This window comes from Streptomyces sp. YS-3 (assembly GCF_045257485.1).
In the GTDB taxonomy this organism is placed as follows: domain Bacteria; phylum Actinomycetota; class Actinomycetes; order Streptomycetales; family Streptomycetaceae; genus Streptomyces.
The window spans coordinates 1-19029 of record NZ_JBJHPC010000074.1; the positions used below are offsets into that span (position 1 = coordinate 1).

General features: G+C 72.8%; 19 protein-coding genes, 1 tRNA gene and 1 pseudogene. 9 read left to right on the forward strand and 12 right to left on the reverse strand.

What is annotated here, in order from left to right:
• The coding region (locus ACJA3G_RS09680; RefSeq protein WP_406552494.1) for a helix-hairpin-helix domain-containing protein at positions 1–1841 on the forward strand (1841 nt) is incomplete at its 5' end.
• 115 nt (positions 1842–1956) lie between these two features.
• Here the strand turns inward: ACJA3G_RS09680 and ACJA3G_RS09685 are convergent.
• Positions 1957–2622 carry a hypothetical protein gene (locus ACJA3G_RS09685; RefSeq protein ID WP_406552495.1) on the reverse strand — a complete coding sequence of 222 codons (666 nt, stop codon included), beginning with the start codon at positions 2620–2622 and terminating at the stop codon, positions 1957–1959.
• 47 nt (positions 2623–2669) lie between these two features.
• On the opposite strand from ACJA3G_RS09685, the gene ACJA3G_RS09690 reads away from it, so the two are divergent.
• Positions 2670–2858, forward strand: a complete 189-nt coding sequence (locus ACJA3G_RS09690) for a DUF5703 family protein (RefSeq protein ID WP_344075348.1) — start codon at positions 2670–2672, stop codon at positions 2856–2858.
• 91 nt (positions 2859–2949) lie between these two features.
• Here the strand turns inward: ACJA3G_RS09690 and ACJA3G_RS09695 are convergent, their stop codons facing one another.
• From ACJA3G_RS09695 to ACJA3G_RS09705, 3 genes are all read right to left on the reverse strand, one after another.
• A complete protein-coding gene (locus ACJA3G_RS09695) occupies positions 2950–3756 on the reverse strand; it encodes a chaplin (protein WP_406552496.1) in 807 nt (268 codons plus the stop codon).
• A 136-nt stretch (positions 3757–3892) separates the two neighbouring features.
• Entirely contained in the window at positions 3893–4126 is a 234-nt protein-coding gene (gene chpH, locus ACJA3G_RS09700) for a chaplin ChpH (RefSeq protein ID WP_406552497.1), read from the reverse strand.
• A gap of 213 nt (positions 4127–4339) precedes the next feature.
• The gene (locus tag ACJA3G_RS09705) at positions 4340–5665 is read right to left on the reverse strand and encodes a M20/M25/M40 family metallo-hydrolase (protein WP_406552498.1); all 1326 of its coding nucleotides are present in this window, start codon (positions 5663–5665) and stop codon (positions 4340–4342) included.
• 194 nt (positions 5666–5859) lie between these two features.
• Between ACJA3G_RS09705 and ACJA3G_RS09710 the strand changes: the two genes are divergently transcribed.
• The 5 genes from ACJA3G_RS09710 to ACJA3G_RS09730 all read left to right on the forward strand — a co-directional run bounded on the left by ACJA3G_RS09710 (position 5860) and on the right by ACJA3G_RS09730 (position 9147).
• Positions 5860–5947: transfer RNA gene (locus ACJA3G_RS09710), tRNA-Leu, on the forward strand.
• 38 nt (positions 5948–5985) lie between these two features.
• Positions 5986–6936 carry an RluA family pseudouridine synthase gene (locus ACJA3G_RS09715; RefSeq protein ID WP_406552499.1) on the forward strand — a complete coding sequence of 317 codons (951 nt, stop codon included), beginning with the start codon at positions 5986–5988 and terminating at the stop codon, positions 6934–6936.
• Between the two features lie 83 nt (positions 6937–7019).
• The gene (locus ACJA3G_RS09720; protein ID WP_406552500.1) at positions 7020–7967 is read left to right on the forward strand and encodes an aldo/keto reductase; all 948 of its coding nucleotides are present in this window, start codon (positions 7020–7022) and stop codon (positions 7965–7967) included.
• Positions 7964–8275, forward strand: coding sequence for an L-rhamnose mutarotase (locus ACJA3G_RS09725; RefSeq protein WP_406552501.1), 312 nt, complete (start codon positions 7964–7966; stop codon positions 8273–8275). Before ACJA3G_RS09720 ends, ACJA3G_RS09725 begins: the two co-directional genes overlap by 4 nt.
• Positions 8272–9147 carry an amidohydrolase family protein gene (locus ACJA3G_RS09730; protein ID WP_406552502.1) on the forward strand — a complete coding sequence of 292 codons (876 nt, stop codon included), beginning with the start codon at positions 8272–8274 and terminating at the stop codon, positions 9145–9147. The genes ACJA3G_RS09725 and ACJA3G_RS09730 overlap by 4 nt, the downstream gene beginning before the upstream one ends.
• Here the strand turns inward: ACJA3G_RS09730 and ACJA3G_RS09735 are convergent.
• The 4 genes from ACJA3G_RS09735 to ACJA3G_RS09750 form a co-directional block, all read right to left on the reverse strand.
• Complete coding sequence (locus ACJA3G_RS09735; RefSeq protein ID WP_406552503.1) at positions 9131–9760, reverse strand: MBL fold metallo-hydrolase; 630 nt, start codon at positions 9758–9760, stop codon at positions 9131–9133. The two genes, ACJA3G_RS09730 and ACJA3G_RS09735, sit on opposite strands and share 17 nt — an antisense overlap.
• The gene (locus ACJA3G_RS09740; protein WP_406552504.1) at positions 9760–10845 is read right to left on the reverse strand and encodes an S-(hydroxymethyl)mycothiol dehydrogenase; all 1086 of its coding nucleotides are present in this window, start codon (positions 10843–10845) and stop codon (positions 9760–9762) included. Before ACJA3G_RS09740 ends, ACJA3G_RS09735 begins: the two co-directional genes overlap by 1 nt.
• Before the next feature lie 141 nt (positions 10846–10986).
• Positions 10987–12438, reverse strand: coding sequence for an amino acid permease (locus ACJA3G_RS09745; protein WP_406552505.1), 1452 nt, complete (start codon positions 12436–12438; stop codon positions 10987–10989).
• A gap of 213 nt (positions 12439–12651) precedes the next feature.
• Positions 12652–13353, reverse strand: coding sequence for a FadR/GntR family transcriptional regulator (locus ACJA3G_RS09750; RefSeq protein ID WP_358832794.1), 702 nt, complete (start codon positions 13351–13353; stop codon positions 12652–12654).
• A gap of 195 nt (positions 13354–13548) precedes the next feature.
• Here ACJA3G_RS09750 and ACJA3G_RS09755 point away from each other — a divergent pair, with 195 nt between their 5' ends.
• Together ACJA3G_RS09755 and ACJA3G_RS09760 are read left to right on the forward strand one after the other, a co-directional pair.
• On the forward strand, positions 13549–14058 hold the full coding sequence (locus ACJA3G_RS09755) for a gluconokinase (protein WP_406552506.1): 510 nt from the start codon (positions 13549–13551) through the stop codon (positions 14056–14058).
• A 10-nt stretch (positions 14059–14068) separates the two neighbouring features.
• Complete coding sequence (locus ACJA3G_RS09760) at positions 14069–15475, forward strand: gluconate:H+ symporter (protein ID WP_406552507.1); 1407 nt, start codon at positions 14069–14071, stop codon at positions 15473–15475.
• Here the strand turns inward: ACJA3G_RS09760 and ACJA3G_RS09765 are convergent.
• From ACJA3G_RS09765 to ACJA3G_RS09780, 4 genes and pseudogenes are all read right to left on the reverse strand, one after another.
• Positions 15461–16150, reverse strand: coding sequence for a cytochrome b/b6 domain-containing protein (locus tag ACJA3G_RS09765; RefSeq protein ID WP_406552508.1), 690 nt, complete (start codon positions 16148–16150; stop codon positions 15461–15463). The two genes, ACJA3G_RS09760 and ACJA3G_RS09765, sit on opposite strands and share 15 nt — an antisense overlap.
• Complete coding sequence (locus ACJA3G_RS09770; protein WP_406552510.1) at positions 16092–16757, reverse strand: molybdopterin-dependent oxidoreductase; 666 nt, start codon at positions 16755–16757, stop codon at positions 16092–16094. The genes ACJA3G_RS09765 and ACJA3G_RS09770 overlap by 59 nt, the downstream gene beginning before the upstream one ends.
• 123 nt (positions 16758–16880) lie before the next feature.
• Positions 16881–18413 carry an APC family permease gene (locus ACJA3G_RS09775; RefSeq protein ID WP_406552509.1) on the reverse strand — a complete coding sequence of 511 codons (1533 nt, stop codon included), beginning with the start codon at positions 18411–18413 and terminating at the stop codon, positions 16881–16883.
• A gap of 80 nt (positions 18414–18493) precedes the next feature.
• A pseudogene (locus ACJA3G_RS09780) lies at positions 18494–19029 on the reverse strand (hypothetical protein); the annotation flags it as partial.

Below are 19029 nucleotides of genomic sequence, written 5' to 3' on the forward strand. Positions count from 1 at the left end.
CCGCCCCGCTGCCGGCCTCCCCCGCGCCCGTCCGGCCGCAGGCGCCGCAGCCCGCGCGCGCGGCGGGACCCGAGGCGCTGGCCGCAGCGCGGGCCGTGCTGGCCGAGGGAGGCGCGCCGGACTCGCTGGCCCCGCAGGTCACCGACGCCCTCGGCGAGCAGGCGGCAGACGTGCTGCGGGCCGACCCCTGGCAGCTGCTCGCCGTGCCCGGCATCCGTCCCGAGCAGGCCGACGGCTTCGCCCGGGCGCTGCTGGGCGCCGAGTGCGGCCCGGACGACCCGCGCCGGGCCGCCGCGCTGGTCGCCTGGACCCTGGAGCGCGCCTCGGTGCAGGGCCACACGGCGCTGCCGATCGCGGCGGTGAAGGCGGCGCTGGCCGAGCGTTCGCTGCCGGACCCGGACGAGGCGGTGCGGCAGGCGATCACCGAGGGCGTGGTGCTGGTCTTCCAGGACGGCGAGGCTTCGCTGGACGGTGAGCCGGGCGGCGCCGACGAGGCCGCCCGGGAGGACCGGGAGGACCGGGAGCAGGAGACCGAGGAGACGGAAGAGGCACCGGAGGCGCCCGTCGAGGTGCTGCTCGGCCTCGACCGGTACGCGCTGGCGGAGGAGAGCCTCGCCGACGGCCTGGCCCGGCTCGCCAACGCCCCGGTTAAGGACGACGGCACCGACTGGGAGGGCGCCGCGGCAGCCGCTCCCTCGCCGTCCGCCGCCGAGCTGATCAGGGCGGTGGCGGGCAGCGGCGTGGTCACCCACTCCGGCGGTGAGGCGGCCCGCGCCGAGTCGGCGGCCGTCGTCACCGCCGCGCACGGCCTCGGGCTGCGGGTGGCCGGCGCCGTCCACACCCGGGACGGGCGGCGCCGGCTCGCCGCTGCGGTGGGCGCCGAGCGGGCGTTCACCGTGGCCCAACTGCTCTCCGCCGAAGGGCCGGGCCGGGACGAGGACGGGGCGCTCGCCCTGGACGTCCTGGTCGTGCAGGACGCCCCGCAGCTGGACGTGGAGGGCGCGGCGATGCTCGTCGAGTCCCTGCCGGACGGCTGCCGGCTGGTGCTCGGCGGGGACCCGGAGGTGCTGGGTTCGGCGGGCGCGGGCCGGGTGTTCGCCGATGTCCTGGCGGCCCGGGCGGTGCCGCATGTGGCGTCGCGCACCCCCGACCCTGGCCCGATCGGCGAGCTGGTCTCCGGGATCGGGGTCGGCGAGCTCGGCCAGGCCGAGGCGCCGGGCAAGGAGATCGTGATTGTCCCGGTGCGGGACGCGGGCGAGGCCGTGCACCGCTGCGTCCAGCTCGTGGCGGACTCGGTGCCGCGTGCGATCGGGGTGCCCACCGAGCAGACCCAGGTGATCACGGTGGGCCACGGCGGCTCGGCGGGTACGCGGGCGCTCAACGCGGCCCTGAAGCAGCGGCTCAACCCCGGCCCCGGCCGGTTCGCCGGCTTCGACCCGGGCGACCGCGTGGCGTACGCGGAGGCGCCCGGGCGCACCTCGGTGGGCGTCGTCGTCTCGGCGGGTCCGGACGGGCTGCACCTCGACTGCGGGGGCGAGAAGCTCGTCGTACCGAAGGAGCGGGTCGAGTCGGCGCTGCGGCACGGCTGGGCCCTGACCGCCCACCAGGCGGCCGGGACGCGCTGGCCCGCGGTGGTGGCGGTGCTGCCGGGGGACGCGGCGCAGGGCCTGAGCCGGGCGTGGGTCTACACGGCGTTCGGCCGCGCCGAGCGGCATCTGTCCGTGGTGCACGGCGTGGACCAGGCGCTCCCGCGCTCGGTGGCCGAGGTGCTCGCTCCGGCGCGTACGACGCGGCTCACGCCCCTTCTGACGGCCCTGCTGCGCGCGCCCGGGGCCGAGTAGCCCCGGCCCCTCCGGGGGCCCTCACACGGCAGCCTCCGCGCCCGGAAGGGCGCGGAGGCTGCCGCGTGAGAAGGCCGGGAAGGTCGGAAGGGCCAGAAAGGCGAGGCCGAGGGGGTCAGGACGCCCCCGGCAGGTCGTCCTCCTCCTCCAGCTCGTCCTCGTCGAAGACCGCGCTGACGTCGAACCGGCACACCACCCGCTGCGGGTCGGCGTGGTCGAACGGCGTGCTCAGCCACTCCCCCGGCTCCGGCGGCTCGTCCGCGGCCGACACCCAGAGCGTGGAGTCGCCCTCCTCCAGACCGAACTCCTTGTGCCGGGAGGCGATCTCGTCCGGTTCGTACTCCCCGAAGAGCACACCGAGCGCCGCGTGCACGCTCGTGCCGACCACCGCTGCCGTCCGGTCCTCCTCGGCCGGGTCCTCGGCCTCCGGGTCCAGGTCCGCGATCCGCTGGGCCTGGGCAAGCAGCCGCTGGGGTTCCACCACGGCGTAGTCGCGGCGGATCAGGACGCTCAGCGCGTTCGGCTCCTCGGGGCCGGTGTAAGGCGGCAGGGAGTCGTCGGCGCCCGGGATCTCGAAGGGGGTGACCTCGTCGTACCGGTCGTAGAGCCGCTCGTCGTACGCCTCGGCAGCAGCCGCCAGGGCGTTGAACGCCTCGTACACGGCCGGATCGTCGTCCCCGGTGCGGCGTTCCACCGCCTCCAGGTGGCGGTCCAGCGCGGCTTTGACCGCGTCGGCGGCGGCACGTACCTCGGCAGCGGAGGGCTGCGCAGCATCAGACATAGTGCAGACGCTATCCGTACCGGGGCTCTGCCCGCACAATAGATGCGATGCCGGAATACGAATTTGTCGACGTGTACGTGCCTCGCGGGGTGTCCCGCAAGGAGACCACACGTCTGTTGACCGACCACGCCGAGTACGGACACTGGGAGTTGGAGCGACTGAGTCTGCTGCGTGACGGCAGCCGCCGGGTGCGGCTGCGCAGGCGGATCATCCGCCAGCTGCGCGCCACGTGGTGACGGACGCCGGGTGACGGAAACGGGTCGGGCCCCGCGGTCGCGGGGCCCGATCCGTTCTGTCCGGTTACTGCCGCTCCGGGAGCGGCTTCGCCTACGCGCCCGAGCGGGCCCGGCGGTAGAGCGTGGTTCCGGCCAGGAGCAGGCCCGCGCCGGCCGGCAGGGCGATGCCCAGCATGTCCGACCCGGTGTGCGCCAGCGCACCGGCGGCCTGCGGGGCGGTCATGGTCTGGCCGCCCGGGGTGTGCGAGACGGCCGAGGTGGCCGGCCCGGCCGGGGTGTGCGGGTGCTGTCCCGGCTTGGTCCGGTGGATCGGCTTGACCTGGTCCCCGGGCTTGCCCGGGTGGTGGGGCTTGCCGGGGTGGTCCGTGTCGCACGGCTCACCGGGCTTGCCGGGGTGGCCCGGCTGTCCGGGGTGACCGGGGTGGCCCGGGTGCCCCGGCTTGCCCGGGTGGTGGGCGGGCTCGTGGTCGTCGCCGGAGACGTTGGCGCAGTCGTTGCCGAAGACCGGGTTGAGGGCCCCGATCACGGTGACGCCGTTGCCGCACGCGTTGACCGGGACGTCGACGGGCGCCTGGACGCTGTTGCCGGAGCCGACGCCGGGCGAGTTGCTCGCGCCGCCGTGGGCCGTGGCACCGCCGGCGCCGTGGTGCGAACCGCCCTTGTTGACGCAGGTGTTGCCCATCACCGGGTTGAGCAGCCCGATGACGTTGACGGTGTTGCCGCACGCGTTGACCGGCACGTGCACCGGCGCCTGGACCGCGTTGCCGGACAGGGCGCCCGGGGAGTTCTTGGCGCCTCCGTTCGCCGTGGAGTCGGCTTGTGCGTAGCCACTGCCCATGGCGATGACGCCGGTGGCGGCGGCCATGGTGATCAGGCCTTTTCTGGTGACCTGTCGCATAGGTTGTTCCCTGCCTTCTACCTACCGGGTACTCCCGGACGCCGGTGCGCCCGGGAGGGGATGCCTGGCGGCCCCGGAGCGCATGGCGCGCGCTCCGGGGCCGCCCGGCTCGGGCCTCACGGGTTCGGACTCGACGTCACTTGTTGACGCAGTGGTTGCCGAAGGCGGGGTTCAGCAGCCCGATCACGGAAATCGTGTTGCCGCAGACGTTGACCGGCACGTGGACGGGCACCTGGATGACGTTGCCGGAAGCGACGCCCGGGGAGTTCACCGCGGCGCCCTGGGCACCGGCGTCGGCGACGGCGAGGCCGGCACCCGCGAGAACCAGACCACCGGTGACAGCCGCAGCAGCGACGACCTTCTTGATCATTACTTCCTCCTTGTTGGCAAAGGTGCGATCCCAGCCGCGGACCGCACACCCTGTAACGAGGGGAAAGTTATGGGGCTACGAGCTTATGAACGCGTTCACTCTTCTCAGTCAACTCCGTACACCCGGACGATTGTTGACGTGACGTTTCACCAGAGCGGCCGTGGTGCGGTCCGCGGACGCCGGGCGCTGCCGGCACCCGCGGACCGCGCGGGTTCAGGAGGCGTCGATGAACCGGTCGAGGACCCGTACGCCGAACTTCAGACCGTCCAGCGGCACCCGCTCGTCCACGCCGTGGAACATTCCGGCGAAGTCGAGCTCCGGCGGCAGCTTCAGCGGCGCGAAGCCGAAGCAGCGGATGCCGAGGTCGGCGAAGGACTTGGCGTCGGTGCCGGCCGAGAGCATGTACGGCACGGCCCGCGCGATCGGGTCCTCGGCCACCAGGGCCGTCTGCATGGCGTCGACGAGCGCCCCGTCGAAGGTGGTCTCCAGCGCCTTGTCGGCGTGCACGTCCTCGCGCCGGACCCGGGGCCCCAGGATCCGGTCGAGGTCGGCGAGGAACTCCTCCTCGTACCCCGGCAGGAAGCGCCCGTCGACGTGCGCGGTGGCCTGCCCCGGGATCACGTTGACCTTGTAGCCCGCGCCCAGCTGGGTGGGGTTGGCGGTGTTCTGGAGCGAGGCGCCGATGAGCTTGGCGATGCCGCCGAGCTTGGCCAGCGTCTCGTCCATGTTCTCCGGGTCGAGCTCGGTGCCGAGCGCGTCACCGAGCTCGTCGAGGAAGTGCCGCAGCGTCTTGGTGACGCGCACCGGGAACTTGTGCCGTCCCAGCCGCCCGACCGCCTCGGACAGCTCGGTGATGGCGTTGTCCTTGTGGATCATCGAACCGTGCCCGGCGCTGCCGTCCACGGTCAGCTTCATCCAGTGCATGCCCTTCTGGGCGGTCTCCACGAGGTAGAGCCGCAGGTTCTCGTTGACGGTGAACGAGAAGCCGCCGACCTCGCTGATCGCCTCCGTCACGCCCTCGAAGAGGTCGGGGTGCTTGTCGACGAGGTAGCGGGCCCCGTAGGTGCCGCCCGCCTCCTCGTCGGCGAGGAAGGCGAGCACGATGTCGCGCGGGGGCTTGCGACCGCTGCGCAGCCGGTCCCGTACGACCGCGAGGGTCATCGCGTCCATGTCCTTCATGTCGACCGCGCCGCGCCCCCAGACGCAGCCGTCGGCGATCTCGCCCGAGAACGGGTGGTGCGTCCAGTCGTCGGCGTTGGCCGGGACGACGTCGGTGTGGCCGTGGATGAGCAGCGCGGGCCGTGAGGGGTCCTCACCCTCGATCCGGGCCACCGTGGAGGCCCGTCCGGTGTGCGACTCGAAGATCTTCGGTTCGAGCCCCACCTCCGCGAGCTTCTCGGCGACGTACTCGGCCGCCGCCCGCTCGCCGGGTCCGGAGTGGTCCCCGTAGTTGCTGGTGTCGATCCTGATCAGGTCGCGACAGAGGTCGACGACCTCGTCCTCGCCGGTCACGCCTCGCGCCGCCTTCGACTCGCTCACGCTGCTTCCTCCCGCTGCTGCCGCTGCCGCTTCGTCGATTCCCCCACATCCTCCCCCGCGCGCCCCGCGCACCCAAGGGCGGCGTCCCGTCGACATACGGCGTTCACGCAGGCCACGGGGGTGATCGAGCACCCCCAGATGTTTGCTATTGTTTTCCACGTCGGAACGGGCACGGCCCGCGAGACAGACACCTTGTCCGGGTGGCGGAATGGCAGACGCGCTAGCTTGAGGTGCTAGTGCCCTTTATCGGGCGTGGGGGTTCAAGTCCCCCCTCGGACACCACTTGAAAACCCCAGCTGAGCTGGGGTTTTCTTGTTTTTGTGAGACGTAGGTCAAAGATCCCGGCCGCCCCGCTCCCCCAGCGCGACGGCATCGACCCGGTACGGGTGCGGCTGCCCGCCGACCCGGAGGGGGCCTGGGGGACGGTCGCCGAGCACCTCGTCGGGCGGTTCGGGGGTGCGATCGGGGCCGCGCGGGTGGCCGAGATGGTGCGCGACGGGCGGTTCCTCGGCCCCGACGGGCCCGTGGACGAGGCGCTGGCGTACCGGGCGGGGATGTACGTCTGGTTCCACCGCGACTTCGCCCCCGAGGTGCCCGTGCCGTTCGACATCGGGATCGTCCACCGCGACGAGCGGATCGTGGTCGTGGACAAGCCGCACTTCCTGGCCACGACGCCCCGGGGGCGGCACATCACCGAGACCGCCGTGGCCCGGCTGCGGCGCGAGCTGGATCTGCCCGCGCTCCAGCCCGCGCACCGCCTGGACCGGCTGACCGCCGGGCTCGCCCTGTTCGTGGTGCGGCCCGAGGACCGGGGCGCGTACCAGAACCTCTTCGCCGAGCGGCGGGTGCACAAGGAGTACGAGGCGGTCGCCCCGTACGACGCGCGCGTGGCACTGCCGGTGACCGTACGCAGCCGGATCGTCAAGGAGCGCGGGGTGATCGCCGCCCGCGAGGAGCCGGGCGAGCCGAACGCCGAGAGCCGGATCGAGCTGATCGGGCACCGGGGCGGCCTCGGCCGCTACCGGCTGCTCCCGGCGACCGGGCGCACCCATCAGCTGCGGGTCCATATGAACGGCCTCGGGCTGCCGATCCTCCACGACCCGGTGTATCCGGTGGTGGCCGAGGAGCCCGACCCGGATGACTTCCGCCGCCCGCTGCAACTGCTGGCGAGAGTGCTGGAGTTCACCGATCCGGTGGACGGGCGGGAGCGGAGGTTCGAGAGCGGGCTGCGGCTGGCCGCCTGGGACCAGGACGGCCCCGGAGAGGGATAGGTCGGATCAATAGGGGCCCGGGGGACGGAAATCCGGGTTCCAGGGGTACCTTCACGCCTCAGACATCTGATAAATCTCCTCGTATGCGTGTCACCCAGCTCGGCGGCAGCGGCTGTGCCGTCAGTGCGCTCTCCCTCGGTGCGGCCGGGCTCGGCAACCTCCTGGGCGAGGTGTCCGACGCGGACGCCCGGGAGGCGGTGGACGCCGCCTGGGAGGCCGGTGTCCGCTACTTCGACACCGCCCCGCACTACGGCCTCGGCCTCTCCGAGCGCCGGCTCGGGGAGGCCCTGCGGGACCGGCCCCGGGACGCGTACACCGTCTCCACCAAGGTCGGCCGCGTCCTGGAACCGCTCGACGGACCGGCCGGCGACGACCTCGCGGAGGGGTTCGCGGTGCCCGCCACCCACCGGCGCCGCTGGGACTTCAGCGCGGACGGGGTGCGCCGCGGCATCGAGGACAGCCTCGCCCGCCTCGGCCTCGACCGGATCGACGCGGTCTTCCTGCACGACCCCGACGACCACGCCGAACAGGCCCTGCGCGAGGCCTATCCGGCGCTGGAGCGGCTGCGCGCGGAAGGTGTCGTCCGGGCCATCGGCGCCGGGATGAACCACGCCGAACCGCTGGCGCGGTTCATCCGGGAGACGGACGTGGACGCGGTGCTGTGCGCCGGGCGGTACTCGCTGCTCGACCAGCGCGCGGCCGACGTACTGCTGCCCGAGGCCGCCGCGCGCGGCAGGAGCGTAATCGTCGGCGGGGTCTTCAACTCGGGGTTGCTGGCCGACCCCCGGCCCGGCGCCCCCTACGACTACGCGGCGGCGCCGCCGGCCCTGCTGGAGCGGGCGCTGCGGATCAAGGCGGTCTGCGAGCGCCACGGCGTTCCGCTGCGGACCGCCGCGCTCGCCTTCCCGCTGCGGCACCCGGCGGTGGCGAGCGTGCTGGTGGGGGCGCGGTCGGGGACGGAGGTCCGGGACGCCGCCGGACGGTTCGGGCGGCCGGTGCCGCAGGCGCTGTGGGAGGAGCTGGGCGTATGAGGGTGGCACTGCACACCAGGGTCCGGGGCGACCGGATCGAGGCGTACGAGGCGGCGCACCGGGAGGTCCCGGCGGAGCTGACGGCCGCCATCCGGGCGGCCGGGGCCACCGAGTGGACGATCTGGCGCAGCGGCACCGAGCTGTTCCATGTGATCGAGTGCGCCGACTACGCGCGGCTGCTGGCGGCACTGGAGGGGCTGCCGGTGAACATCGCCTGGCAGAGCCGGATGGCCGGACTCCTTGAGGTCGTCCACGACTACTCCGGTCCGGGCGCGGGCGCCGGGCTGCCGGTGGTGTGGGAGCTGTGACGGCCGGTCCGGACCCGGCCGGGCCGGTCGTCGACGCGCACCACCATGTGTGGGACCTCGCCGTCCGCGAGCAGGAGTGGCTCGCGGCCCCCGGGCTCGCCGCCCTCCGGCGGGACTTCCCCGTCGAGGAGCTGCGGTCCGAGGCCGCCGCCGCCGGGGTCGGTGCCACCGTCCTCGTCCAGACCGTGACGGTGGCCGGGGAGACCCCGGAGCTCCTGGCGCTCGCCGGGGGCGACCCGCTGGTGCGCGGGGTCGTCGGCTGGACCGATCTCACGGCGCCCGGGGCGGCCGACGAGGTGGCCCGGCTCGTCGCGCTGCCCGGCGGTAACCGGCTGGTGGGGATACGGCACCAGGTGCAGGGCGAGCCCGACCCCCGGTGGCTGCTGCGGCCGGACGTGGGCGCGGGTCTGGCGGCGGTCGCGGCGGCGGGGCTCGCGTACGACCTGGTGGTCCTCCCCCATCAGCTCCCGGCCTGCGTCCGGGCCGCCGAGCGGCACCCGGGGCTGACCTTCGTGCTGGACCACCTGGGCAAGCCGCCGGTGGCCTCCGGCGCCGTGGAGCCCTGGGCGTCGGCCGTCCGCGCGCTCGCCGCGCTCCCGAACACGGTCTGCAAGCTGTCGGGCCTGGTCACCGAGGCGGGGCCGGGCTGGAGCGTCGAGGCGCTGCGGCCGTACGCGGACACCGTCCTCGATGCGTTCGGCCCCGGGCGGCTGATGTACGGCTCGGACTGGCCGGTGTGCCTGGTGGCCTCCTCGTACGGTGAAGTCCTTGACACCGCACGGGAGTTGGTGAGGGACCTGAGCCCGCGGGAGCGGGCCCAGGTCCTCGGGGGCACGGCCGAGCGGGTCTACGGCCTCAGTGGCCGCGCTTGATCCACTCGTCCAGGTGCGGTGCCTCGGCGCCGATGGTCGTCGAGTCGCCGTGGCCCGTCCGTACGACGGTGTCGGGCGGCAGGGTCAGCAGCCGCTCGCGGATCGAGTCGACAATCGTCGGGAAGTGCGAGAAGGACCGGCCGGTCGCGCCCGGTCCCCCGGCGAACAGGGTGTCGCCGGTGAAGACCGTGCCCAGCTCCGGCGCGTACAGGCACACCGCGCCGGGGGCGTGGCCCGGGGTGTGGACGACCTCCAGGCGCGTCCCGGCGACGGATACGGCCTGACCGTCGGCCAGTTCGCCGTCGGGGGCGCGGTCCGGGTGGGTGAGCTTCCACAGCGGCAGGTCGTCGGGGTGCAGCAGGACCGGGGCGCCGGTGGCCTCGGCGAGCTCCGGGGCGGCGCCGACGTGGTCGTTGTGGGCGTGGGTGCACAGGATCGCGCGCAGGGTGCGTCCGCCGAGGGCGGCCAGGATCGCCGGGGCGTCGTGGGCGGCGTCGACGACCACCGCCTCCTGGTCGTCGCCCACGATCCAGACGTTGTTGTCGACGTCCCAGACGCCGCCGTCGAGGGCGAAGGTGCCCGAGGTGACGAGGTGTTCGATACGGGCGGCCATCAGAACGCCACCACCGAGCGCAGCACATCGCCCTCGTGCATCCGCTCGAAGGCCTTCTCGACCTCGTCGAGGGCGATGGTCTCGGTGACGAAGGCGGCGAGGTCGATCCGGCCCTGCTGGTGCAGGTCGATCAGCATGGGGAAGTCCCGGGAGGGCAGGCAGTCGCCGTACCAGGAGGACTTGAGCGCGCCGCCGCGTCCGAAGACGTCGATCAGCGGCAGTTCCAGCTTCATGTCCGGGGTGGGCACGCCGACCAGGACGACGGTCCCGGCCAGGTCGCGGGCGTAGAAGGCCTGTTCGTAGGTGTCCGGGCGGCCGACCGCCTCGATGACGACGTCGGCTCCGTAGCCGCCGGTGAGGGAGCGGATCGCCTCGATGGCGTCGGCGGTGCGGGAGTTGACGGTGTGGGTGGCGCCCATCGCCCTGGCCGTGGCCAGCTTGCGGTCGTCGATGTCGACGGCCACGATCTTCGACGCGCCCGCGAGCCGGGCGCCCACGATCGCCGCGTCCCCGACGCCGCCGCAGCCGATGACGGCGACCGAGTCGCCCCGGCTCACGTTGCCGGTGTTGAGGGCGGCGCCGATGCCCGCCATGACGCCGCAGCCGAGCAGTCCCGCCACGGCCGGGGAGACCGTCGGGTCGACCTTGGTGCACTGCCCGGCCGCCACCAGCGTCTTCTCGGCGAAGGCGCCGATGCCCAGCGCGGGAGAGAGCTCGGTGCCGTCGGTGAGGGTCATCTTCTGCCGGGCGTTGTGGGTGTTGAAGCAGTACTGGGGGCGCCCGCGCAGACAGGAGCGGCACTGGCCGCACACCGCGCGCCAGTTCAGGATCACGAAGTCGCCGGGGGCCACGTCGCTCACCCCGGCGCCGACCGACTCGACCACACCGGCGGCCTCGTGGCCGAGGAGGAAGGGGAAGTCGTCGTTGATCCCGCCCTGCTTGTAGTGCAGATCGGTGTGGCACACCCCGCACGCCTGGACCTTCACCACGGCCTCGCCGGGCCCCGGGTCCGGCACCACGATCGTCTCCACCCGTACGGGCTCGTTCCTGCCCGGCGCGACGACCCCTCGGACCTGCTGCGGCATACGTGGACTTCCTTTCTCGCACCGCCGGTACGCGCGGACGCGCACGGGCGGAGATGGGTACGGGCCCGACCTCCGCACGTTACTCCGAAGGGCGGCACCCCGCGCCCGGGGTGCCGCCCTTCTCGTACCGCTGCTCGGTGCCTAGCGCTTCGCCGCGAGCTCCGTGACCCGCTTGCGGACCAGGAACCAGCCGCCGACCAGCATGCCCAGGATGATGGGCAGGCAGTAGACGGTGGTGCGGCCGACGCCGCCGCCGTACCACATCAGGTACAGGACCGTGGCGAGGAAGACCAGCGTGACGATCTGGGTGTACGGGGCCCAGGGCAGCCGGTAGGACGGGCGGGTGAGCACGCCCTCCTGGGCTCGGCGCCAGAAGAGCAGCGAGCAGACCATGATCATGGCCCAGGTGCCGAGGATGCCGATGGAGGCGAAGTTCAGCACGATCTCGAAGGCGTCGTCCGGCATCAGCTTGTTCAGGGCGACACCGGCGGCGCCGAAGGCGGCGGTCAGCAGGACACCGCCGTAGGGCACCTGGCCCTTGTTCATCCGGGCCGTGAACTTGGGCGCGGAGCCCGCGACGGCCATCGAGCGCAGGATGCGGCCGGTGGAGTACAGGCCGGAGTTGAGGCTGGAGAGCGCGGCGGTGAGGACCACCAGGTTCATCACACCGGCCGCGCCCGGCACGCCGAGCTTGTCCAGGACGGTGACGAACGGGCTCTGCTCGCCCGAGTAGGCGGTGTACGGCAGGATCAGCGCGAGCAGGACGACCGAGCCGACGTAGAAGACGCCGACGCGCCACATGATCGAGTTGATCGCCTTGGGCAGGATCTTCTGCGGGTTCTCGGTCTCGCCGGCCGCGACACCGCAGAGCTCGACCGAGGCGTACGCGAAGACGACGCCCTGGACGACCAGGAGCATCGGCAGCGTGCCCATCGGGAAGACGCCGCCGTGGTCGGTGATGTTGGCCAGGCCCGGGGTGTTGCCGTCGACGCTGTGCTGGGTGGCGACCAGGTAGATGCCGACCAGCATGAAGGCGACCAGGGCGGCGACCTTGACGATCGCGAACCAGAACTCCATCTCGCCGAAGTACTTCACCGAGATCAGGTTGGCGGTGAGGACCACGGCCAGGGCGATCAGGGCGAGGACCCACTGCGGGATGTCGCTGAACATCGCCCAGAAGTGGGCGTAGGTGGCGGCGGCCGTGATGTCGGCCACGGCGGTGGTCGACCAGTTCAGGAAGTACAGCCAGCCGGCCGTGTAGGCGCCCTTCTCGCCCATGAACTCACGGGCGTAGGAGACGAAGGCGCCGGAGGAGGGGCGGTAGAGCACGAGCTCGCCGAGGGCTCTGACCACGAAGAAGGCGAAGACGCCGCAGACCGCGTAGGCGATGGCGAGCGAGGGGCCCGCGCCCGCCATCCGGCCGCCGGCGCCGAGGAAGAGCCCGGTGCCGATCGCGCCGCCGATGGCGATCATGTTGATGTGCCGGGACTTGAGGTCCTTGCTGTAACCGGCGTCACCGGCGTCGATGTGGGGGGTGCCCTGCGTCTGCGCGGGCGCCGACGTCTCGGCCGCAGGCATGGTGCGGTCACTCATGTAGCTGTATCGCCTTCGTGAGGGGTCATGCGGTCGTGCGATACCGGGCAGTGCCGGTGCCGTCCCGGCGGTGGCCGGTGATGCGGGAAGAGCGCTGTGGGGTCACCCGCGGCGTGGCTGATTCGGGACATGGTCGCGGCTCGACGGGTCATTTGGCAGTGGCCAATGTCACGTACGGGCAGATCTGTGATGAATCTGAGGTAAATCTGAGCTTTACGGGGCGAGAACGTCCAATTCCTTGAGGGCACCGACGGCGATCTCGCGGGTGAGCCGCTCGGCCCGTTCCGCGTCCCGCTCCCGGACCGCCTCGGCCACCCGGACGTGCAGGGTGACGGCGGCCGGGTCGGGGTCCTCGAACATCACCTGGTGGTGGGTGCGGCCGGTCAGGACCTCGGCGACCACGTCGCCGAGCCGGGCGAACATCTCGTTGCCCGACGCGTTCAGGACGATCCGGTGGAAGGCCACGTCGTGGACGAGGTAGCCCTCCAACTGGCGTCCGCGCGAGGTGGCGACCATGCCGAGCGCCTGCTCGGTGAGGGCGGCGCACTGCTCGGGGGTGGCGTGGTGGGCGGCGAGCCCGGCGGCGACCGGCTCCACGGCCGAGCGCAGCACGGTCAGTGAGCGCAGCTGGCGCGGCCGGTCGGCCCCGGCCAGGCGCCAGCGGATGACCTGGGGGTCGTACACGTTCCACTGCTCGGTGGCCCGGACCGTCACCCCGACCCGGCGCCGGGACTCCACCAGCTGCATGGACTCCAGGACCCGGATCGCCTCGCGGATCACGGTGCGCGAGACGTCGAAGCGCTGGGCGAGCTCGTCGCCGCGCAGCACGCTGCCGGGCGGGTAGTCGCCTGCGGTGATCGCGCGGCCGAGGGTGTCGAGCACCTGTGCGTGCAGTCCCTGGGCCTGTGTGGTCATGGCCGTAAGGGTACGGGGCGGTGGAACCGGGGCAGGACGGGCACACGGACCCGGCGAGCAGAAAAGTATTACTTATTTGTCACGAGGTCTTGAATACGTCGCACCTTTTGGGTTTCAGTAGCGCGACGGACGGATGGCCGGAAACGGCCCCCGCCCGGACCACATCGATGTCGACGAAGACAGCGAGGCACCGCTATGAGCACCCCCCACGTCGTCGTGGTGATGGGCGTGGCCGGCACCGGCAAGACCACCATCGGCCCGCTGGTCGCGCGGGCGCTGGGCGTCCCGTACGCCGAGGGCGACGACTTCCACCCGGCGGCCAACGTCGCCAAGATGTCGGCCGGCGTCCCGCTGGAGGACGGCGACCGATGGCCCTGGCTCGACGCGATCGGGCGCTGGGCGCACGGGCGGGCCGGACTCGGCGGGGTGGTGAGCAGCTCCGCGCTCAAGCGCGCCTACCGCGACCGGCTGCGGGCAGCCGCCCCCGGCCTCGTCTTCCTGCATCTGACCGGCGACCGGGAGCTCATCGAACGCCGGATGGCCGAGCGCAGGGGCCACTTCATGCCCACCGCGCTCCTCGACTCGCAGTTCGCCACGCTCCAGCCGCTCCAGGCGGACGAGGCGGGCGTGGCCGTCGACGTCGCCGGGACCCCCGAAGAGATCACCGACCGGGCCGTCGCCGCGCTGCGCCGGCTCCCCGCTTAAGGACCACACCGTGACCAGTCCATGCGTCGAGATCCTGGCAGCGGGCGCGGCCGAGCCGATCACCTCGGCGGGCAACGCCCGGTTGGGGATCGCCGTACTCGCCGGCATCGCCGTCATCGTCCTGCTCATCACCCGGTTCAAGCTGCACGCCTTCCTCTCCCTGACCATCGGCTCGCTGGCGCTGGGCGCCTTCGCCGGGGCGCCGCTGGACAAGGCCATCACCAGCTTCACCACGGGCCTGGGCAACACCGTCGCGGGCGTCGGGGTGCTCATCGCGCTCGGCGCCGTCCTCGGCAAACCGCTCGCCGACTCCGGCGGCGCGGACCAGATCGTCGACACGATCCTGGCGAGGGCCGGGAAGTCCGGCGGGCGCGCGATGCCCTGGGCGATGGTCGTGATCGCCTCGATCATCGGCCTGCCGCTCTTCTTCGAGGTCGGGATCGTGCTGCTGATCCCGGTGGTGCTGCTCGTCGCCAAGCGCGGCAACTACTCGCTGATGCGGATCGGCATCCCGGCGCTCGCCGGACTCTCGGTGATGCACGGGCTGATCCCGCCGCACCCCGGCCCGCTGGTCGCCATCGACGCGGTGGGCGCCAACCTGGGCGTCACCCTCGCCCTCGGCGTCCTCGTCGCCGTCCCCACGGTGATCATCGCCGGTCCGGTCTTCTCCCGGTACGCGGCCCGCTGGGTCGACATCCCGGCGCCGGACCGGATGGTCCCGGCCCGCCCCTCCGAGGAGCTCCGGACACGGCCGAGCTTCGTCGCGACCGTCTCGACGGTGCTGCTGCCGGTCGTGCTGATGCTGGTGAAGGCCCTGGTCGACATCGTGGTCGACGACCCGAAGAACCACCTCCAGCGCGTCACCGACGTGATCGGCTCACCGCTGATCGCGCTCCTCGCGGCCGTCCTCGTCGCGATCTTCACGCTGGGCCGGGCCGCCGGGTTCAGCAAGGAGCGGATCTCCACCACGGTCGAGAAGTCGCTCGCCCCGATCGCGGGCATCCTCCTGATCGTCGGCGCGGGCGGCGGCTTCAAGCAGACGCTGATCGACGTCGGTGTGGGCCAGATGATCCTGGACATCTCCAAGGACTGGTCCATCCCCGCGCTGCTGCTCGGCTGGCTTATCGCGGTCGCGATCCGGCTGGCGACCGGCTCGGCCACGGTGGCGACCATCTCCGCCGCCGGTCTGGTGGCCCCGCTGGCCGCGGACATGTCGACCGGGCACACGGCCCTGCTGGTCCTCGCCGTCGGCGCGGGCTCGCTCTTCTTCAGCCATGTCAACGACGCCGGGTTCTGGCTGGTGAAGGAGTACTTCGGGATGGACGTCGGCCAGACGGTGAAGACCTGGTCGGTGATGGAGACGATCATCTCCGTGGTGGCCCTGGGCTTCGTCCTGCTGCTGTCACTGGTGATCTAGCGGTCCTCCGGCGCCGTCCGCCGGCTCCTCCAGCCACAGCCCGTGCTCCCGCCGGGCCCAGGAACGCTCCACCGACCCGGTGCGCATGCCACGGCGTGCCTCCGGGTCGCGGAGCGCCATGGCCACATGGCCGCTCAGCACGATCCCGACGGCCAGCGCCAGCCAGTCGTGGACGAAGGTCGAGCCGACCCGCACCGGCAGCGGAGCGAGGTGGGTGAACCACATGAACAGCCCGGTGCCGAGCAGGACGAGCGCGGCCCCGGTGATCCACCCGGCGTAGACCTTCTGCCCGGCGTTGAACTTGCCCGCCGTACGCGGCCGTCCGTCCCGGGTGAGCGCCGAGCGCAGCCAGCGGCGGTCGTGCCGGCCGAACCGGTTGAGCCGGCGCAGATCGGCCCGGAAGGCCCGGGAGAGGAGCCCCGCCAGGACCGGCACGGGCAGCAGCACCCCGGAGAACTCGTGCACCGTCACCACCAGCTCCCGGCGGCCCACCGCCTCGGCGAGCTGCGGCAGGTAGAGCACGGCGGCCGACAGCACGCACACCCCGAACACGAGCGCGTTGGCGCGGTGCACCCAGCGCTCGGCCGCGGTGAACCTCCGTACCCGCGCCGCCGGTTCAGCCGGTGGGATGGTCGTCGCGTCCGTTGGACCGGCCGACCCAGGCATCCGTGTCATAGCCCCGCTCCTCCCAGAACCCGCGCCGTACCGTGCCCGTCACGGTGATCCCGGAGAGCCATTTCGCCGACTTGTAGAAGTACATGGGCGCCACATAGAGGCGGACCGGGCCGCCGTGCGCGTGGGAGACCGGCTTGTCCTTCATGCTCAGGGCGACCAGCACGTCGTCGCGGCGGGCCTGTTCGAGCGTGAGGCTCTCGGTGTACGTGCCGTCGAAGCAGGTGAAGCGGACCGCCCCGGCCCCCGCGCGCACCCCCGCGGCGTCGAGCAGCCTGGACAGCCGCACCCCCGCGAACGGCGTGTCCGGCACCCGCCACCCCGTCACGCACTGCACGTCCCGCACCAGCCGCGTCTGGGGCAGCGCCCGCAGCGCGTCCAGGGTGTAGGTGGCGGGGCGGTCGACGAGGCCGTCGACGGTGAGCCGGTAGCCGGCGGCGCCCTGGTGCGGTACGGAGGCGGCGACGGAGTAGTAGCGGAAGCCGCCGCCGTTGGGCAGCAGGCCGGTCAGGCCGGTGGGGTCCTTCCCGGCGGCGGCGCCGAGGACGGACTCCAGGCCGCGCTGGAGCGCGGGGGCGGCGGCGACCCCGGCGACGCCGAGGCCGAGCATGCCGAGCACGATCCGGCGGCCGACCGGGGCGCCGCCGTCGAGCGGTGGTTCAGGGTTCACCCCCTGATTCGAGCACCGGCGGCCCCCGGACACCAGGGGCACCGGCCCACCGTCACCGTTTGGTCAGATCCGGGCCCGCTCGTCGCTGCCGCGGGCGGCCTTCTCCAGCCGGAAGGCCTCGTTGCCCTGGCCGATCCGGGCGTGCGCCTCGGGCCGCACCGCCCGGACGACCAGGCCGTACGCCACACCGCCCGCCAGGGCGAGCGCGATGATCGAGGGCAGCAGCCAACTGAGCGAGGAGTCCGGGCCCGCGCCGACGAGGACGTCGAAGTCCTTGACCGTGTAGAACGCGATGACGAGGAGCGCGACCCCGGCGACGCCGGAGGCGAGCAGCCGCCACAGCTGCGCGCCGGCCGCGCCCCGGCGGACGAAGAAGGCGATGACCGCGAAGGAGGCGGCGGCCATCAGCACGATCACACCGAGCGCGCCCACGTTGCCCATCCAGGTGAACAGGTGCAGCACGGCGGCGGTCGGGTCGCCGGTGGGCTTGTCGTCGGCGACGGCGAACGCCACGACCACCACGAACGAGATCACGGTCTGCAGGAGGGAGCCGGAGCCGGGGGCTCCGCTGGTGTGGTTGGTCCGGCCGAACGCGGCGGGCAGCAGGCCCTCGCGGCCCATGGCGAAGACGTACCGGGCGACCACGTTGTGGAAGCTGAGCAGCGCGGCGAACATGCCGGTGACGAAGAGGCCGTGCAGGACGTCGGTGAAGGTGCCGCCGAGCCGGTCCTCGGTGAGCCCGAACAGCAGGCCGGGACCGTTCTTGCGGGCCGCGTCGACGATGCCGTCGGGGCCGGCGGCGACGTTGAGCGCCCAGGAGCTGAACGCGAAGAACACCGCGGAGAAGCCGACGGCCAGGAACATCACCCGGGAGACGACCAGATGCGGGCGGCTGGTCTCCTCCGCGTACACCGGGGCCTGCTCGAAGCCGGTGAAGGCGGCGATGCAGAAGCACAGGGCGGTGCCGATGCCCGCGCCGGAGAGGGTGGAGGGGTTGAAGGCGTGCAGCGACAGGCCCTCCTTCGCCGGGTCGGCCACGGCCGCGAAGTCGAAGACGACGACCAGCGCCACCTCGATGACGAGCAGCACGCCCAGCACCTTGGCGTTGAGGTCGATCTTCAGCCAGGCGAGTACGCCCACCAGCGCGACGGCCGCGAGCGCCGGGATCCACCAGGCGAGTTCGGTGTCGAGGTAGGTGGCGAAGAGGCTGGAGACCTCGAAGCCGAACATGCCGTAGATGCCGACCTGGAGGGTGCTGTAGGCGATCAGCGCGACGAAGGCGGCGCCCGCCCCGGCGGTGGGGCCGAGGCCCCTGGCTATGTACGCGTAGAACGCGCCGGCGTTGTGGACGTGGCGGCTCATCTCCGCGTACCCGAAGCTGAACAGGACCAGGACGGCGCCGAGGATGAGGAAGAGCAGGGGCTGGCCGACGATGCCCATCACGCCGTACGTGGTCGGCATGACACCGGCGACCACCATCAGCGGGGCGCTCGCGGCGAGCACCGAGAGGAGCAGCCCGGGGGTGCCGAGCCGGTCGGCCCGCAGGGCTCTCTCCTGTCCCTTGTACGTACGGATCTCATCGCTGTCGGTCGACATGGCGGGGGTGCCCTTTCGGTGGGACGCGGGGGGTGGTGCCGAGCGGGTGGAGCCGTGGTGCGTGCGGTGGTCCGGTGGAGCTAGGCCGTGCCCAGTGCGGCGCTGCGCGCGGCCTGGAAGGCGCGGTAGGGGTCCCGGTCCGGGTACGACCAGGGGGCGGGGGTGTAGTGCCGGCCGATGCGGTGGAAGAGGGCGGCGGCCTCGGCGGGGCGGCCCTCGCAGTGCTTGGCGTGGGCGAGGAAGTTCAGGTCGACCCCGGCCCGGGGGTGGTCCTCGCGCTCCCACTCCAGCCACCAGTCGAACGCGGACTTGATCACCTGGCGGGCGCGGCGGCCGGTCCAGTGCTCGGAGGCGACGGGGTCGCGCGGCGCGGCGCCCTGGGCGGCGAGCACCCGGTACCGCTCGGCGTGGGCGACCAGCGGGAGCAGGGCGAGCGGGGAGTCTGCGGGGGCGCGGGCCACGCCGGCGGCGGCGAAGGCGTACACCTCGTGCATCGGGTCGGGGCCGTCGCCCGGGCGGCGCTCGGCGAGCCGCGCGGCCATCAGATGGTGGGCATGGTGGTGGTCGGGGTGGCGGGAGCACACCTCGGCGAAGATCTGCTCGGTCTCGTTGTCCG

Excerpts from the sequence above, each read along its gene's own strand:
- ACJA3G_RS09685 (WP_406552495.1), bottom strand. The coding sequence starts at position 2,622 with ATGTCTGATGCTGCGCAGCCCTCCGCTGCCGAGGTACGTGCCGCCGCC.
- ACJA3G_RS09690 (WP_344075348.1), top strand. The coding sequence starts at position 2,670 with ATGCCGGAATACGAATTTGTCGACGTGTACGTGCCTCGCGGGGTGTCC.
- ACJA3G_RS09695 (WP_406552496.1), bottom strand. The coding sequence starts at position 3,756 with ATGCGACAGGTCACCAGAAAAGGCCTGATCACCATGGCCGCCGCCACC.
- chpH (WP_406552497.1), bottom strand. The coding sequence starts at position 4,126 with ATGATCAAGAAGGTCGTCGCTGCTGCGGCTGTCACCGGTGGTCTGGTT.
- ACJA3G_RS09720 (WP_406552500.1), top strand. The coding sequence starts at position 7,020 with ATGCGTGTCACCCAGCTCGGCGGCAGCGGCTGTGCCGTCAGTGCGCTC.
- ACJA3G_RS09725 (WP_406552501.1), top strand. The coding sequence starts at position 7,964 with ATGAGGGTGGCACTGCACACCAGGGTCCGGGGCGACCGGATCGAGGCG.
- ACJA3G_RS09735 (WP_406552503.1), bottom strand. The coding sequence starts at position 9,760 with ATGGCCGCCCGTATCGAACACCTCGTCACCTCGGGCACCTTCGCCCTC.
- ACJA3G_RS09740 (WP_406552504.1), bottom strand. The coding sequence starts at position 10,845 with ATGCCGCAGCAGGTCCGAGGGGTCGTCGCGCCGGGCAGGAACGAGCCC.
- ACJA3G_RS09745 (WP_406552505.1), bottom strand. The coding sequence starts at position 12,438 with ATGAGTGACCGCACCATGCCTGCGGCCGAGACGTCGGCGCCCGCGCAG.
- ACJA3G_RS09750 (WP_358832794.1), bottom strand. The coding sequence starts at position 13,353 with ATGACCACACAGGCCCAGGGACTGCACGCACAGGTGCTCGACACCCTC.
- ACJA3G_RS09755 (WP_406552506.1), top strand. The coding sequence starts at position 13,549 with ATGAGCACCCCCCACGTCGTCGTGGTGATGGGCGTGGCCGGCACCGGC.
- ACJA3G_RS09765 (WP_406552508.1), bottom strand. The coding sequence starts at position 16,150 with ATGACACGGATGCCTGGGTCGGCCGGTCCAACGGACGCGACGACCATC.
- ACJA3G_RS09770 (WP_406552510.1), bottom strand. The coding sequence starts at position 16,757 with ATGCTCGGCCTCGGCGTCGCCGGGGTCGCCGCCGCCCCCGCGCTCCAG.
- ACJA3G_RS09775 (WP_406552509.1), bottom strand. The coding sequence starts at position 18,413 with ATGTCGACCGACAGCGATGAGATCCGTACGTACAAGGGACAGGAGAGA.